20 protein-coding genes are annotated in these 16,555 nt (G+C 34.7%); 1 reads left to right on the top strand and 19 read right to left on the bottom strand.

Annotation, left to right across the window (positions count from 1 at the left end):
• The first annotated feature begins 18 nt into the window (after positions 1-18).
• Complete coding sequence (locus C8E03_RS18735; protein ID WP_330410869.1) at positions 19-777, top strand: prolipoprotein diacylglyceryl transferase; 759 nt, start codon at positions 19-21, stop codon at positions 775-777.
• Positions 778-812: 35 nt separating this feature from the next.
• On the opposite strand, the gene C8E03_RS18730 is transcribed toward C8E03_RS18735, so the two are convergent.
• From C8E03_RS18730 to C8E03_RS18650, 19 genes are all read right to left on the bottom strand, one after another.
• Positions 813-1,028: a hypothetical protein gene (locus C8E03_RS18730; RefSeq protein WP_094376536.1), complete on the bottom strand. Its 216-nt coding sequence runs from the start codon at positions 1,026-1,028 to the stop codon at positions 813-815.
• Between the two features lie 15 nt (positions 1,029-1,043).
• Complete coding sequence (locus C8E03_RS18725; RefSeq protein WP_110291825.1) at positions 1,044-1,721, bottom strand: TIGR00266 family protein; 678 nt, start codon at positions 1,719-1,721, stop codon at positions 1,044-1,046.
• A 38-nt stretch (positions 1,722-1,759) separates the two neighbouring features.
• A complete protein-coding gene (locus C8E03_RS18720) occupies positions 1,760-2,485 on the bottom strand; it encodes an Ig-like domain-containing protein (RefSeq protein ID WP_110291824.1) in 726 nt (241 codons plus the stop codon).
• A gap of 17 nt (positions 2,486-2,502) precedes the next feature.
• Positions 2,503-3,888: an ABC transporter permease gene (locus tag C8E03_RS18715; RefSeq protein WP_110291835.1), complete on the bottom strand. Its 1,386-nt coding sequence runs from the start codon at positions 3,886-3,888 to the stop codon at positions 2,503-2,505.
• Positions 3,875-5,602 (bottom strand): COG1361 S-layer family protein, encoded by a 1,728-nt coding sequence (locus tag C8E03_RS18710; RefSeq protein WP_170123067.1) that lies wholly within the window; start codon positions 5,600-5,602, stop codon positions 3,875-3,877. The genes C8E03_RS18715 and C8E03_RS18710 overlap by 14 nt, the downstream gene beginning before the upstream one ends.
• Positions 5,599-6,357: an ABC transporter ATP-binding protein gene (locus tag C8E03_RS18705; RefSeq protein WP_242993649.1), complete on the bottom strand. Its 759-nt coding sequence runs from the start codon at positions 6,355-6,357 to the stop codon at positions 5,599-5,601. The genes C8E03_RS18710 and C8E03_RS18705 overlap by 4 nt, the downstream gene beginning before the upstream one ends.
• 86 nt (positions 6,358-6,443) lie before the next feature.
• Positions 6,444-7,478, bottom strand: a complete 1,035-nt coding sequence (locus C8E03_RS18700) for a glycosyltransferase family 2 protein (RefSeq protein WP_110291822.1) — start codon at positions 7,476-7,478, stop codon at positions 6,444-6,446.
• A gap of 126 nt (positions 7,479-7,604) precedes the next feature.
• Positions 7,605-8,843, bottom strand: a complete 1,239-nt coding sequence (glyA, locus tag C8E03_RS18695; protein ID WP_110291821.1) for a serine hydroxymethyltransferase — start codon at positions 8,841-8,843, stop codon at positions 7,605-7,607.
• Positions 8,844-8,974: 131 nt separating this feature from the next.
• Entirely contained in the window at positions 8,975-9,988 is a 1,014-nt protein-coding gene (gene spoVAD, locus C8E03_RS18690; protein WP_094376542.1) for a stage V sporulation protein AD, read from the bottom strand.
• Between the two features lie 67 nt (positions 9,989-10,055).
• Entirely contained in the window at positions 10,056-10,502 is a 447-nt protein-coding gene (locus C8E03_RS18685) for a SpoVA/SpoVAEb family sporulation membrane protein (protein WP_094376543.1), read from the bottom strand.
• Positions 10,503-10,512: 10 nt separating this feature from the next.
• Positions 10,513-10,929 carry a stage V sporulation protein AB gene (locus tag C8E03_RS18680; protein WP_110291820.1) on the bottom strand — a complete coding sequence of 139 codons (417 nt, stop codon included), beginning with the start codon at positions 10,927-10,929 and terminating at the stop codon, positions 10,513-10,515.
• Positions 10,919-11,542: a stage V sporulation protein AA gene (locus C8E03_RS18675; protein ID WP_094376545.1), complete on the bottom strand. Its 624-nt coding sequence runs from the start codon at positions 11,540-11,542 to the stop codon at positions 10,919-10,921. The genes C8E03_RS18680 and C8E03_RS18675 overlap by 11 nt, the downstream gene beginning before the upstream one ends.
• A complete protein-coding gene (locus C8E03_RS22105; RefSeq protein ID WP_170123066.1) occupies positions 11,535-11,696 on the bottom strand; it encodes a hypothetical protein in 162 nt (53 codons plus the stop codon). Before C8E03_RS22105 ends, C8E03_RS18675 begins: the two co-directional genes overlap by 8 nt.
• A gap of 84 nt (positions 11,697-11,780) precedes the next feature.
• Positions 11,781-12,500, bottom strand: coding sequence for an RNA polymerase sporulation sigma factor SigF (gene sigF, locus C8E03_RS18670; RefSeq protein ID WP_094376546.1), 720 nt, complete (start codon positions 12,498-12,500; stop codon positions 11,781-11,783).
• Positions 12,501-12,935: an anti-sigma F factor gene (gene spoIIAB, locus C8E03_RS18665; RefSeq protein WP_094376547.1), complete on the bottom strand. Its 435-nt coding sequence runs from the start codon at positions 12,933-12,935 to the stop codon at positions 12,501-12,503.
• A 12-nt stretch (positions 12,936-12,947) separates the two neighbouring features.
• Positions 12,948-13,283 (bottom strand): STAS domain-containing protein, encoded by a 336-nt coding sequence (locus C8E03_RS18660; protein ID WP_094376548.1) that lies wholly within the window; start codon positions 13,281-13,283, stop codon positions 12,948-12,950.
• A gap of 149 nt (positions 13,284-13,432) precedes the next feature.
• Positions 13,433-14,803, bottom strand: coding sequence for a tetratricopeptide repeat protein (locus tag C8E03_RS18655; protein WP_110291819.1), 1,371 nt, complete (start codon positions 14,801-14,803; stop codon positions 13,433-13,435).
• A 41-nt stretch (positions 14,804-14,844) separates the two neighbouring features.
• Positions 14,845-14,994, bottom strand: a complete 150-nt coding sequence (locus tag C8E03_RS22100) for a hypothetical protein (protein WP_170123065.1) — start codon at positions 14,992-14,994, stop codon at positions 14,845-14,847.
• Positions 14,987-16,309, bottom strand: a complete 1,323-nt coding sequence (locus C8E03_RS18650) for a bifunctional folylpolyglutamate synthase/dihydrofolate synthase (RefSeq protein ID WP_094376550.1) — start codon at positions 16,307-16,309, stop codon at positions 14,987-14,989. The genes C8E03_RS22100 and C8E03_RS18650 overlap by 8 nt, the downstream gene beginning before the upstream one ends.
• Between the last annotated feature and the right edge of the window lie 246 nt (positions 16,310-16,555).

Here is a 16,555-nt window from a genome sequence, read left to right as displayed (position 1 = left end):
GATGTTTTAGAAAGGATTATGAAAATGTACAATAATTTATTAAAACTTGGACCTGTTACCGTTCATAGCTATGGCTTATTAATTGGAATCGGGTTCATGGCAGCATTATTCATTGCCGACTATCGGTCAAAGAAGAAAAACCTAGACACTGATTTTGTATTTAACTTAGCCTTTGTCTGCATCATATTTGGCATGTTAGGCGCAAAAGTTCTATATCTACTCACTGAAATAAAAACCATCCTTAATAATCCTGTTAGTATTTTGGACATGATGAACGGATTTGTAGTTTACGGTGGAATCATAGCTGGTACACTAGCGGCTTATCTCTATTGTAAAATAAAAAAGAAGCACTTTTTAACCTACTTCGATCTTTTAATGCCTTCTGTTGCTATTGCACAGGGATTTGGGCGTATTGGCTGTTTTTTTGCCGGCTGCTGCTATGGATTGGAAACTAGTTCACATTTTAGTGTTGTGTTTAAAAATTCTCAATATGCACCAAATCATGTACATTTGATACCCACGCAATTAATATCAAGTGGTGGTGATTTTCTTATTGGAATTTTGCTTATATTTTTAGCTAAAAGAAATCCGAAATCTGGAATTGTGGCTAGCGCATATTTAATTTTGTATGGCATTGGCCGTTTTGCAGTTGAATTTCTTCGAGGTGATCTTATCAGAGGTAGTGTTGGTCCATTGTCTACTTCTCAATTTATCTCCATCTTTATTGTGGCTGCAGGCTTTATTTTGGGCATTATCTCAAATAATCGAACCGAGTAACCTTGAAGATAACATACATAAAAGGTAATATTTTTTTAAATGTTATACTTTGCAACACCAATATACTCTTTTAGCAAAGTAATTATAATGTTGATGATTTCATTTTTTCTATTTACATTACCATCGGAAAAGCATATTCTTTGCTTGAAATATTGCGTAACAATCAAGGGAGCTGTCGCACTAAGTAAATAGTGCGCAGCCCCCTTTTCTAATGCAACCTTATAAATAACGAGCCTATTAATTTCTAACAAATAATCATTACATCTCTACTTAGAAGGTATCATTTTAATGATTCTTCCTGCAAATTCATTAAAATTCTGCGTTTGTAATAAGACCTTACCTGGTCCTGTTAGCTTAGTAAGAAACAGACCTTCTCCTCCTAAGAAAATATTCTTAATGCCTTTCACCGTTTCAATCTCATAGCTTACAGACTTATCAAAAGCTACAACGTTTCCGGTATCTACCTTAATCACTTCACCAGGAGCTAATTCCTTTTCGATTAAATTACCGTCGATTTCCAGAAATACCATTCCACTTCCTGCCATTTCCTGTAGAATAAATCCTTCTCCGCCAAATAAGCCAGCAGAAACTTTTTTAGTAAAAGTGACTGATACATTTACACTTGGCTGAGCGCAGAGAAACGCACCTTTTTGGCAAATAATGCTGCCTTTTCGGCTCAAATCAACCGGTACAATTTCGCCTGGTACCGTTGAAGCAAAGGCGATTGTAACATCCGATTTGTCAGCAGTGTAGGTAGCCATAAATAGAGATTCACCAGCAAACATTCTTCCAATCCCTTTCATTAAGCCCCCTTTCAAATTTGTATCCATAGAAATACCTTCTGTCATCCATGCCATACCGCCTGACTGTGTAAACATTGACTCTCCTTTATCCATTGTTACTTCTACTGCTGGCATAGTGCTTCCTAAAACTTCATATCTCATACCCATTCCTCCATTTATTAATTTAATTTTTATTTTAATTAATCATAACTAAAATCATATTGAGCTACATAATATATTTTACTAATTGAGGTTAAATCAAAATCTTTTTCTAAAACTTCACTTCCTGTAAATACAAAATCATAAGTAACATATTTACCCGGATTTAACTTCATATTACTATTTAAAACCGTCAAATCAATACTACTCTCTATTTTTTCTGCAATCAGCAACCCCTCATCTGATCCATCTGGAACTGTTACTGCTAATTTAATATTTGATACACTTGATATACGAAACGGCTTTCGATTATAAATTCTTGCTACATAATGTAAAGCTCCATTGCTATAATAGACTTTCATCGGATAGAAATGAATCAGCCCGCTCTCCAGCTTTTTAAGTGCCGGCGCATTTTGCTTATACTGATTATTTATTACCTTTACTGTACATTTATATGTTTTTTTATTCACTTTAGCATATATTTTTACCGTTCCACTCTTGAGTGAAGTTACTACACCGCTTGAAGATACCGTAGCTACTTTTGAATTAGATGATTTCCATGTTACTTTTTTCTTGGAGGATATTCCTCTCATCTTAAGTTTCAATGTTTTGCCAACTAAAATAGTAGCACTGGATTTATTAAGTTTTACCGCCGCTTCAACTATAGTAACTGATGTAACAGCCGGTAGTGCCGAAGGTATAGTTAGCGCCATTATCAAACTAATTGTAAATGCCTTAATAAACCTGCTTATACTCTTCCATATCATCTTACTCCACTCTCCTTCTATTCATTTCTAATTGCTGCCAAAGGACTCAATTTCATTGCTCTAAGCGCAGGGAAAAAACCTGCAAGCATACCAACCAATATTGCAAATACCAAAGCAACCAAAGGTAACCATAGCGGAATATAGGATAATGTTTGTGTATCTGTATAGCCATACATACCTGCTAGAAATTTATTTATGATAAAGGATATCAGATAACTAAGTATTAATCCAAAAAATCCTCCAATAAAACCTATAAATGCTGCTTCTGCCAAAAACATAGTTCTAATATTACTCAGTCCGCAACCCAATACCTTGATAATACCTATTTCTTTTGTTCTCTCATAAATTGACATCATCATTGTATTTGCAATACCAATTGCTGCTACAAAAAGAGAAACTGCTCCAATACCTCCTAGTACTGCCTGAATAGACCGATACTGTTTTTGCATTGTCTTTAAATATTCTGCGTTACTTGTAGCTTCAAACCCCATTTCCTTGATTTGTTTTTGTACTGTCAAAACATTATTCATCTCATCTACTTTAACATAGGCCTGTGAGTATTCAAATTTACCATAAGATTTACCACTTTTTGTTGAAGGTTGTCCGGGTATTGCCTTTCCTTTAAAGACTTTCTTCAATTGGGTCTTGAGTGCCTCAATATCAACATAGGTATTATATGAAAAATCATTATATTCCTCCATGTCTCCCTCTACTAATGCACTGCCATTAACAATATATTTTTTAGGTGAAGCACCTTCTCCATTTTGAGCGCTATAATAAGCATCCGTATCAAAGATAACAAATAAAGATGTATTAACTAAATCTACGTCAGGCAATTCTCCTGTCTCCCAATAGCCCTCCTCTGTTTTCCTATTATAAAAATCTCCTATTACCTGATTTCCAAATACAAACTTTAGTTCATCTCCCTTTTGAGGTAATGTTCCTGATATCAGAGGTATATTCATCTGTTCCAAAGCCTCAACAGTCATTCCAACAAGATTTAAATATCCCTCGTAAATCCCTTGTCTTGCTACTGCTGAAAAGTTAAGTATTGGAGAAGCAACTACCACATGCTCCAATTTACCAATCTCTTCCACTGCTTCATCATCTAGCTGTAATGAATCTGAGGATGTGTTCGCATTGATATCTGTTGCATTAAGAGCATCACTTGAGCTTGAAGTACTGGTAGATGAACTTTCTCCATCATAAGTCACACTTATTGTTGTTAAGCCTCCTGATTCTTTAATCTGCTCCATTGCAGATTTATCCAGACCAAAGCCAAGAGACAGCATGACTACAATGGATGCCGTTCCAATTACAACTCCTAATACGGTCAGCACGGTTCTTAGCTTTCTTCTCCACAGATTCATTACACTCATTTGCAATAAATCAAGAAATCTCATCATCGTCACCCTCTTTCTGAGGCGATTCTTTTGTTTGACTTTGTGTTGCTTCGTCGTTCTCAGGCATTTGGTCACTTTCAATTGCTTCATCATCAGCTTCATAAACACTATCTATATCATCTTCATACACATCATCTATTTCAGACATCAAATCGTTTTCTATCTCTGCAGCTTTTTTCTTCTTTCTTAACTTTAAAAAGACTACTGTTCCTGCACTAAAAGCAACGATTAATATAATCACTATGATGATACCAATGGGTGATTTATTTGTATCATATTCCTCTTCTCCCATTAAATCTTCATCAAAATCATCCTCTGTACTTGTATCCACCTCGGTTACAGTAAGATTCAAGGTTTTCTCGACCGTAGTTGGATTTCCTGATTCATCTTCATAAGTAATTAAAACCTTTACTGTTCCATCATCCGTTGAAGGAGCCTGGGCTGTTACCATAGCATCCACATTACCCGTTTCGCCTGTTTGTATTTTGCCAACATAAGTATCTCCACCGCTGATTGAATCCGCTTCAAATTTAACGCTGACATTATACATAATTGTTTTTCCTGTATTATAAATACTAAACATAATATTGGATTCCGAACCAACTTGTACACTTGCAGGCATAACTTCAGGATCACTGATGTCAAATCTTGCTGCCTGTAGCACCGGAATAGAGACATTAGCCTCAGAAGTAAACTGATTACAAGATTCATCTTCATACTCCATCTTAACATTAAGTACATATGGCTTTTGTGTTAAACTTGCTTTTGCATTCATGTCAATTGAGATGTCTTGAGTTGAACCCTTTGTTACGTTTTCAATAAAAATCGTACTTGAGCCCTGCTTTGGTAAAAATGCCTGAGTTACTGCATTTTCATCCGTTCCGTCTGCTGTTGCCTCTAAATCACATTTTATATTCGACACATCAGTATTTGTTGATGTATTCTTTACATGCAAAGTTAATGTAAAATCTTCTCCTGCCTGTACGTTTTCTGGATTTGTTTCAAATCCTGTGATAATTATTCTTGGAACAGATGTGTTATTTGAGCTTCCTGAACCCTTTTTCCCTACTGTTTTGACATAAGTAGTTATTGTTGCTGTTTCCTGCGTTCCATTGACATTTGTAAATATAGCATCAAAATTCAATGCATAATAACCGGTTGTAATATCATCTCTTGCCTTAAATGTATAGGTTACCTCCTGACGCCTTTCCAACGGATCTTCATTATAATTACTACCTAATAATTCCGTCAACTGGGCTACATATCCCGTCTTTTCTATTTCAAAAGGAAAAGAGGATGTCTCAGTTGATATTTCAGGAGTTATGATAACATTGGTAATGTCATACTTGTCCATATTAACCAGAGGTAATACAATATTTACAGTCTGACCATATGTTACAGTTGGAATCTGCCAGTTATCACAGAGCATTATTTTGGAATTCACATCTGTTGTAGTGTCATCACTATCGCTTGAGGTACTGTCTGTATCACTGCTGTCTGTATCACTAGTGCTGTCTGTATCACTGCTGCTATCTGTATCACTGCTGCTGTCTGTATCACTGCTGCTATCTGTATTGCTAGAGGTACTGGTATCTTCATTTATAGAGTTCGATGAATTTGTTTCAGTACTGGTAGCAGACGTTGCATAAGCTGATATAGGAGATAACATAATACAACATAACAAGATCAATAATAATTTACTTAACTTTTTCATTCTCCCTGTTCCTCCATACATTTCACTTTCTCCTCAATTTTAACTATTTTGCCATCTCTTATATGAAAAATTCGATCCGCAAAACCTGCCAAATGATTATCATGTGTAACCATAACTAATGTTCGGTTTTGCTCCTTGACAATTTTTCTCATTAGCTCCATCATCTCAGCGGATGTATTGGAATCTAAATTACCGGTTGGCTCGTCAGCAAAAATAATTTCAGGTTCTACCACTAATGCTCTGGCAACACCCACTCTTTGCTGCTGCCCCCCTGACATTTGCATCGGCTTGTGCTTCTTATGCTCTGATAATCCTACTAAATCAAGCATAGTCTCTGCCTTTTTTAACCTCCACTTTTTGTCAGTCCCTCTAAACGTAAGAGGTAATGCAACATTTTCCTGTGCATTCATCGTTGGTAATAAATTAAAGGATTGAAAAATAAATCCTACTCTTTCTCTTCTGAATTTAACCAGTTGATTTTCATTCAGCTTCTCAATATGGCTTCCAGCTATTACAATCTTTCCTTTCGTTGGCTTTTCCAGTCCTGCAAGCATATTAAGCAGTGTAGATTTACCGGAACCGGAGGTACCCACGATCGAACAAAACTCACCGCGATAAATATTTAAATCAACTCCGTTTAGTGCAAATACTTTATTTTGACCAATCGAATATACTTTAAACAAATTTCTTACCTGAATGACCGGCTGTTTTTTTTTCACTGGTTTCTTTTTTATTTTCACTTGATTTGTTTCCAATCAGCACCCTACTTCCTTTACATTTATTCTTCCCCTATGCTGCTTAACAATAGCTCAGGTACTCTTATTTATATTTCTATATTTTATTATACATCTGGACTTTGCGGAAGTATCCATTCATCCAAAAGTCTTGCATATTCTTCTTCTAACGAATAATTTCCAAGAATCCGATAAACTTCTGTTAATCGTTTTAATGGATAATCCCCTGCATAATGTATATTTAATTCACATTCAGTTTCAAATGCAGCATTATAAAACCAAATCGCCGCTTCAATATAATCCTCTACTTCATAAAAGTATTCACCGATTTCATAGCACACTTCAGCACTCGCTTTACCATCGGCAATATTTTTAAGGCTGTTTTTCAATATCATATTATAATCCTTGGTTAGCCTCGCGCACTTAGTTAGTACACACTGAGCCGCCTTTAATTCCTCTACACCTTTTGTCTCTTCCTCAAGGGAACATTCAAAGTAATTTTTAGCATTTAGAAAATCCTGATCACTTCCTGCTATAAATAATTCCTTAGCATACATAATAAACAGCTTCTTAGAAAGCTTTCTTCCACTTTCTATTATCTTTAAAATGTTGCTGAAATCTCTCGTTGCATGAGATTTAACCGGCATATGAATCACTTCGATATCACTGTCAAAAATAATTGGCTCTAGATTAACGGTTTCGTGAATTGGATTTATCCATACAAATTCCCGAAGCCTTTTAAAAAGCTTCGGTCGGTATTCCGTTTCGTAATTATATGTAGTTCCATATTGAAGCTGATTCGTATATTTCATTTGTACAATTTCTATCTCTAAAAGCATTGCTCTTTTTAAGGTTAGAAATCTTTCTATATTTACTCGATCAAGATATTCATCCGCATCAGCAGTATAAATGTATTCCATTTGAGCCTTTGAAAAGGAATAATTTCTTGCATGAGCAAAATCATTCTGCCACTCATAATCATAAATTTTATCTGTATAGCGCGCAGCTATTTCTTTCGTCTTATCTGTGGAACCTGTATCAACAATAACAATCTCGTCTGCTATAGGCAACAAAGATTCTAAACATCTTTCCAATACAGCTCCCTCGTTTTTCACTATCATACATACACTTATTGTTATCATTAGTTATACTCCTGTCCTTAAAGCTTTTTCAACAAGTTTAATGTCTAAAACGATTTTTCTCTATAGAAAACCTAAGTTTTCTATAGAAAATTAAAAACCGCACTCTCCCCATATATCTAATTTATTTTATAATAACGGATATTTATCTGTCAGTTCTTTTACTAAGGTTTTTGCCCGATCACAATTTGCTTGTCCATCTAAAATCATGAGTGAAATCGCCTCAGCAATAACATCCATATCTTTTGTATTTAACCCACGTGAGGTAACTGCTGGTGTTCCAAGTCTGATACCACTTGTAACAAAAGGTGACTGAGGATCATTTGGAATTGTATTTTTATTACATGTTATGTTAGCTAAATCTAAGAGTTTTTCTACTTCTTTACCTGTTAAGCTGGTATTTGTCAAATCCACAAGCATTAAGTGATTATCGGTACCACCCGAAACAATCTTGATTCCTCTGCTCATTAATCCTTTGCAAAGGGACTGCGCATTATCAATTATATTTTGCTGATATATCTTAAAGCTGTCTTCTAACGCTTCTTTAAAACAAACTGCTTTTCCTGCTATCACATGCATCAATGGTCCTCCCTGAATACCTGGGAAAATTGCTTTATTAAAGTTGAATTGCTTATTAACCTCTTCACTAGATAAAATCAGTCCACCTCTAGGACCACGCAATGTCTTATGTGTTGTTGATGTTACTACATGAGCATATGGAATTGGGCTTGGATGAAGACCAGTTGCAACTAAACCGGCTATATGAGCCATATCAACCATTAAATAAGCGCCAACCTCATCTGCAACCTCTCTAAATTTTTTGAAATCTATCGTACGTGCATAGGCACTAGCTCCAGCAATAATCATTTTGGGCTTTGCTTCCAATGCAATCTCTCTTAACTTATCATAATCGATAAAGCCTTCGTCATTTACCCCATAAGGAACTATTTTAAAGTAGCTGCCTGACATATTAACAGGGCTTCCGTGTGTCAAATGTCCGCCATGATCCAGGTTCATTCCCATAACCGTGTCACCAGGCCTTAGCATTGCAAAAAATACTGCCATATTAGCCTGTGCGCCTGAATGAGCCTGAACATTAGCATACTCACAGTTAAATAACTTTTTCGCTCTTTCAATCGCAAGTGTTTCTACTATATCGACACATTCACATCCGCCATAATATCTCTTTCCCGGATATCCTTCTGCATATTTATTGGTCAACGGACTTCCCATTGCCGCCATAACAGCTTTGCTTACCCAGTTTTCTGAAGCGATTAATTCAATATGACTGTTTTGTCTCTCCATTTCAGCACTAATCGCATTAGCAACTTCTGTATCTGTATTTTTTATTTCATCAAAAGAATACATTTACTTACCTCCTTAGATTTTACGTTATGAATTATTATACTCTATAACTTTGTTCTTGACAACGATAAAGTTGTCAGTTAAACGTGAGTTGCAAAGCAAAAAAAGACAGAAATTTCTGCCTTTTTGTCAAATTATTCACATCTTTCAATTATGACACCATGTGCAATTCCAGGTACGCTTTGTCCTTCGTTAAAACTTACGGTTGACAAAAGTGCTCCGGTCGGCACAAACAATATCCTTTTCAAGTTACCCATTTCTATTTCCTTTAGAAGGTACGCGCTCAGTGTAGCTGCCGAGCAGCCACAGCCGCTGCCACCAGCATGAGTATCCTGTGTTTTCTGATCAAATATTTTTTTCCCGCAATCCATATGCTGTATGGAAATATCAAAACCTTTTTCCTTTAATAAGTCAATTAAAATGTCACTTCCAATGTAACCCAAATCGCCCGTAACAATTTTATCATAATCCTCCGGTTGAAAGCTAAAATCCATTAAATTTTGATATATTGTATCACAGGCAGCAGGTGCCATTGCTGCTCCCATATTCATAGAATCTTTAATTCCATAATCAATGATTTTTCCTGTTGTAATACCTGATATTTTAATCTTTCCCTGTTTGCTGCTTACAATAAATGCTCCGCTTCCAGTCACTGTCCAACTTGCCGCAAGTGGTCTTTGATTTCCATATTCCAACGGATATCGAAATTGTTTTTCTGCGCTTGCAAAATGACTGGATGTTACAGCAAGTACATTTTCTGCATAGCCCGCTGCAACAGTCATTGCTGCTAGTGAAAGTGATTCTCCTGCCGTGGAGCACGCTCCATATAATCCAAAGAGCGGAACATTAAAATTCAAAAGTCCAAACGAAGTTGCGATTGTCTGTCCCAGTAAATCTCCGGCAAAAATATATCTTATTTGATCTTTGGTTAATTTTGCATTGTCAATTGCCCAACTAGCTGCCTTATTCTGCATACTACTCTCTGCTTCTTCCCAAGTTTCTTCTCCAAACAAATCATCTTCCCCTACTACATCAAACAGTTTTCCTAATGGGCCCTCTCCTTCCTTTTTCCCAACTATATTAGCCGTTCCTATAATATAGGGAGGGACTTCAAACTTTAAGCTTTGCTTTCCAAGAATATTTGACATGAACTCACTATCCCTTCTTAATTCAAATATAAATCACCTTTTTATCCACACTTCATAAATTCATAGACTAAAGCCTAGATATTATATAATAAACGAATCCTAACAACGACGACGTACAGATTCCATATAAAATTACCGGCCCTGCAATAGTAAATATTTTGCAGCCAATTCCAAATACTTGTCCTTCTTTTTTAAATTCAATCGCTGGCGAAGCAACTGAATTGGCAAATCCTGTAATCGGAACCAATGCTCCGGCACCTCCAAACTTTGCAATCTGAGGAAATATATTAAATCCGGTTAGTACGACACTGGCAAATATTAATAGTAATGTAGTCCATGACCCTGACGTTTGTTCATCCATATTATGTGCCATGCAAAAATTGATAATTGCCTGACCAATTGTGCATATAATTCCTCCTGTAATAAATGCTTTTACCATATTTAACACCAAATTATGTTTTGGAGTTATCTCATTGACATATTGATTGTATTGTTTCTTTTTTGCTTCATCCATATTCTTTCTCCTACCATCCATATAAAAATTGCAGCCATGAGCCTGTTATTTTACCAAGTGCTATTGAAATTATAATAAAGCTTAAACCTTTTGCCAGCTTTACTCTTCTAGTAAAAATCGGGATAACATTTAATATCTCTGCTAATGCCATTACCATACAACCTACAAAAATACCGGAACAATAACCAAATACCGCTAATGTTATTACTTTTCCGGGAATTCTAATATGATAAATATAGATTATATTTCCAATGATTCCACCCAAAATGGCACTGTTTTCATACCATAACAGATACTTAGCAGTGTGCGTTCTATCTGCAAATCTAGGAATTACACCAATTCCGGCAATTGCTGCGAAAGTGCCTGCTGAAACCGCAATACCGCTTCCTAGTCCATACAAGATCAGCATGAGCTGCTTAGCTAACATCAATACGCTTATCCTCTCTTGTGTAATTTTTAATTAAAGCTGTATTAACTTCATCTTCATATATTCTCATTTCAACTTGAATCGGAGTTGGATCAGTCGTCAACTTTCTTCCTCCTATGTGATTATAAAAAACCAGTATCCCTGCTCCAAGTCCAATTGAATAGCTCATTTCAAGAATTGTAAAACCTGAAGTTTTTTCATTCATAATGATACTGTAAACCTGTGCAAACAATCGTTCTACCGCTACATCATTATTAAAAGTCATAATTGTAAATGCTGCTCCGGTAAATACAATAAGACAAATAAGCAAAACTTCAATATATTCAAGCAGTAGATTCTTTTTTTGTTGTACATATTCAATCACAAAATCCATTTCACCCACATTGTTGATTTCAAGCTCTGGATATATGCCGTGAATCAGCTCAATAATTTTTAAGACAGAAATTACGTACTTATTATTTGTTTTATCCTTTATCGTAAGTATTATTAACTCCTTTACTTTATTAAGTATTTGGCAATTTGTGCATTCGATTTTTGCAATATTTTTTATTTTCACTTCCTTATTTTCTATTTTGATACTTCTTTCTGCTTTTAAGTACAAAATATCACTCATAAATCATTCCAACTTCCCAAATCTGATTTTTAACCAGCGTTCCATCAGTAATCGTTGTCTCGCTATTTAAAAAGTATACGTAGTAAACTGAAATTGCTATTAGTGATATAATAAGTGTACAAATCAGCCATTTTCTTAATTTTTCATATTCCATAAAATCACTTTCCTTTACTATGTTTACCATTAGTATTACTTACACTAAATAAAATATACATAGTTTTAAAAAATAGTTTTATGCTTAAATCAACAGCGTCTGCCTCATTCTAAGCAATATTTTTTTCTCCATTCTACTAACCTGCACTTGACTGATTCCAAGTACCTTTGCTACCTCCATCTGTGTTTTATCCTGATAATATCTCAGTATGATTAGTTTTTTTTCTTTTTCATCCAATATTTCTAATAATTGTTCCAACAGCATATGGTCTAATAGCTTCTCCTGCTCATCATTTTTTTCTTCCAACTTGTCTACCAGACTAATCTGAGTGCCCTCACCCTGATAAACTGTTTTGTATATGGATTCTACCTCCACACTTGCATCCATAGCCATAACAATATCTTCTGCCGATAGTTCTGTAGCTGCTGCCAATTCTTCAATTGTAGCTTCTCTTCCCATTTCATGTGATATACTTTGCGTTGCTTGTCTTATTTTATAACCATTTTCCTTTAATGACCTTGATACCTTAACCATCCCATCATCTCTTAAAAAGCGTTTTATTTCTCCGCTAATCATTGGAACCGCATAGGTAGAAAATTTTACTTCATATGATGTATCAAATTTATCAATAGCTTTAATTAAACCAATGCTTCCAATCTGAAACAAATCTTCTTGTTCATGTCCACGCCCTACGAAACGTTTTACAATGCTCCATACAAGGCCCATGTTTTCCTCTACCAGCATATCTCTCGCCTTTTTATCCCCTTGGTGTGATTTCTCAATTAGCGCGATTGTATGCTCCATTTATATTCTTTCACATCCTATCCGTTTCTTCATGATTACAGTAGTACCTTCACCGACCAACGATTTAACATCTACTTCGTCCATAAAAGCCTGCATAAACATAAAACCCATCCCTGAATGTTCATTCTCAGACTTAGTTGTAAAGAGTGGCTCCATTGCCTTATTTACATCTTCTATTCCTTTTCCTTTATCCACAATGGTAATAGTAATTGTATCCTCCTCCAAAACGCTGGTTAGCTCTATATAACCTGCAAGCTTGTCATATCCATGAATTACTGCATTGGTAACAGCTTCCGACACTGCAGTTTTTACATCTGCAACCTCTTCAAGTGTCGGATTAAGTTGAGTAAGAAAAGCAGCCACGGAAACCCTGGCAAACCCAATATTATTGGTATTACTATCGAATTCAATCTTCATTTTATTCGTACTCTTCATTATGTTGTCCCCCTATTTAACTGGCATTTTTAATCCAGATACTTCATTTATGCTAATCAGCTTATGTATACCTGAAAGTGTTAACATCTTCTCTATCGTGGAATTTACATTTACTGCCGACACATTCCCACCCACTAATTTTATATTTTTATATCTGCCCATTATAACCCCGATTCCTGTACTATCCATAAAGTTAGTATTTTTAAAATCAAATATAATATTTTTAATATTTTCATTTTCCATTATTTTGTCCGATTCATTTCTGATTTTTGCAGCATTTTTACAGTCTAAATCCTCTGGTAATTTTACAAACATGCACGTTCCTTTTACAATGAAATTTTGATCCATTTTCTTAGCCCCCTTATTTTATATGTGAATAAAGATTTACGTTAAGATAGGTAACTTATATGTAAAAAAAGATATTCCTAAACTAATGTTAAGAATATCTTTTACTACCTGAGTAGTTTTACAATATTTCATTTATCGGTTGTAAATTACTAATGTTTATTAATCTTAGCATTTGCTGCCATTTCCGTATTTGGAAATTTCTCAATTACCTGTTCAAAATACTGATTTGCTGTTTCCTGATCTCCATTCTTTTGATAAGATCTTGCTAAAATATATAAAGCATTACCATTTGTCTCGTCCATTTGAACTACTTTAAGCAGATTTTCAATTGCTGTATCATAATCACCTGATTGATAAGCTTTCTTACCAGCATCATAAAAAGTCGTAGCCGCTGTGGTTGAAACATTACTGTATAGTGATTCATATATACTCAAACTTTCATCCTTTAAGGCAGAAGAATCAATCCCTGATAATGCATCGTAAGCCGTTAACTTATCATTATCATTGTAAGCTTTCTGTGCTATCAGCAACTTTTGATAAACTTCCACCACACCTGTATCTCCCACATATTGCTCCAATTCTTTCGACTTTTCATCTAGTTGCGAATTAGCGGTATCTAACTGTGCTTGCAAATCAGTGATGGTTGCAGTTTTTGCAGATATCTGATTACTATAATCAATAACAGACTGCTGTGCTTCACTTTGCATGGACTGAATTTTAGCCGGTAATATTAAAAATGCAGTTAGCGCCGCGCCAATTGCAAGACCAATGATTACATTAATCACAGTTGATATACCATTATTCTCTTTATACACAGTCGGTTGTATAATTGTCTCATTACCGCTAGTATAGCTTATTCTTTCTTCTCTTTGCTTAGCTTTTTGTGCATTATTGACAACAGGTTTTTCTACCATAAGCTCAATCTCACGCATATAACGTAACGTTGTTGTATTGGTAGTATCAATTTTAAGCGCTTTCTTTAATTCCCTGCCAGCTTTCTCATATTCATCATGTTTCATATATAATAGTGCTATCAACTGATGTCCTGCAACTAAATTAGGATTTAGCGACAGCACCTTTTTAAGTTGTATGATAGCCAAATCTTCACTTTCCTGCTTGCAATATAACAAAGCCTGATTATATTTCTTAATTGTCTGATTAATTGTCTCTAAACGGTTTGGATTCGATTGAATGGCTCTTATATAATCACCTGCAATATTTTTACTGCTCTCTAAATTCTTACTGATTACCCATTCACTTAAAGCACCAACTACTTCACCCATTTCATAATATACAAGCCCTAATAGATTTCTTGCCTGAGTATTGTTTTTATTCAACTTTAAGCTTTGACGAAGACTAATTACAGCACCTGATAAATCTCGTACATCCGCCTTTGCCAAACCATCATTATAATGCATATTTGAAATTTTAATAATTTTTTTAAATACCCTTACATCTTCACCGCAGCTTGTACAAAAATCTTTATCTGACAGCTCACAGCCACATTTAAAACATTTCATTTTTTCTCCACCTAACCTTGTTATTCACATACATCTATCTGTTACTGTCTGTTACTATCTTTTACTTCCTCTAACATAATTTTCAGAATATCTGTCATATCGGTTAAATCGTGGTTATATATTGCATCCTCAGCGTCTTCTACTTCCAAGCTTGGATGAAATTTTTTTAATTCTTCTTCAAAGTTAATCATAATTCATTCTCCTTACAATCTCTTTAATTTCTCCTACTAAATATAGTGAGCCAGCGCAAAATGCTATTTTATTCTGACTCTTTAGCTCTAGCAACTTGTTAAAAGCCTCTTCTATATCTTTTATCGCAAATACCTTGCATTTTGTGTGCTTTTCAAATTCTAACTGTAAATATTTTACTGGTATAGCCCTTTTATTATTCAGTAATGTTACTATGATAAAATCAAACTGCAACTCTTTACATAGCTTTTCTATCATTCGTTCATAATCTTTTTCAACTAATGCTGAAAATAATAAAACCTTTCCTACCTTTTTAAAGTGCCTCACTGTATTTATGAATTCCTGTATCCCATTTTCATTATGTGCTCCATCCAGATAAACATTTGGCAAAAGTTGTTCCATTCTGCCCGGCCACTTCGTCTGTTTTATGCCTTTTAAGATTGTTTCATTCTCAATACCTTCATCCAGAAGTTGTATTGCCCTGATTGCCAGTGAAGCATTTTTCATCTGGTAATCCCCAATCATACCAATCAAAACTCTAATACAACCATAATACCCATATTTAAGTAAAAAATCAATATTTTTATCACTAAATTCTTTCATTTTGTAACAAAACTCATTCTCATTTACATTTTGGTCGATAAAATGAACTAATTTATAATATTTGCATCTTTTTTTACTGGCAATTTCCTCAATGACTCGGCTGGCAGCTTCATTTGTCCCATCAAACACAACAACTACATTAGACTTAATGATACCTGCCTTTTCTTTTGCAATCTCTTCTATTGTATCTCCCAATATCTGCATATGATCCAAAGCGATTGTTGTAATAATAGTCATTACTGGCTTATCTATTACATTGGTAGCATCCAATCTGCCTCCCATACCTGTTTCTAAGATAGCATATTCTACTTTTGCTCTTTTAAAAATAACCATTGCCATTGCAAATAAAAATTCAAAAAATGTAGGGTGAGAGTATCCCTCTTCTATCATTTGATTTACACCATTTATAACTATATGAAAGGTTTCGGTAAACACTTCATTGGTCACTTTTTTTCCATTGATTTCGAATCTCTCATTTATTTCAATCAGATGCGGCGAAGTAAACATTGCATTGGTCTTACCTGCTTGTCTTAATATACTTGCCAAAAAAGCGCAAACAGAACCTTTTCCATTTGTTCCTGCTACATGTATCACTTTCATACTCTCTTCGGGATTACCTAATTTTTTCATTAATGTTTTAATATTATCCATTGGATTTTTTTTAGTAAACTTTGGTATATTAAGTATGTACTCTACTGCCTCTTCGTAATTCAATCGTTTCACTCCGTAACAATAATTTTATAGCTTGATACTCTATTATAGTATAAGTCTATTTATCATTATAATATACTGTTCACAATATGCAAGATAATTATGTCGCATTTATTAGCAAATTTCGTTTTTTTAATATATAATATTTAAAAAAGTATTAGATATGCTTAAACTTTCCTGTCAAATCTTCTTTTTACTTTCGTACGCACCGTGTTTTTATTTCAGGAATCAATACTTTTTTACGTTACC

Source organism: Lachnotalea glycerini, from assembly GCF_003201285.1.
Classification (GTDB): domain Bacteria; phylum Bacillota; class Clostridia; order Lachnospirales; family Lachnospiraceae; genus Lachnotalea; species Lachnotalea glycerini.
Note: the sequence above shows the minus strand (reverse complement) of the source record. Positions and strands in the feature narration are given on the sequence as shown.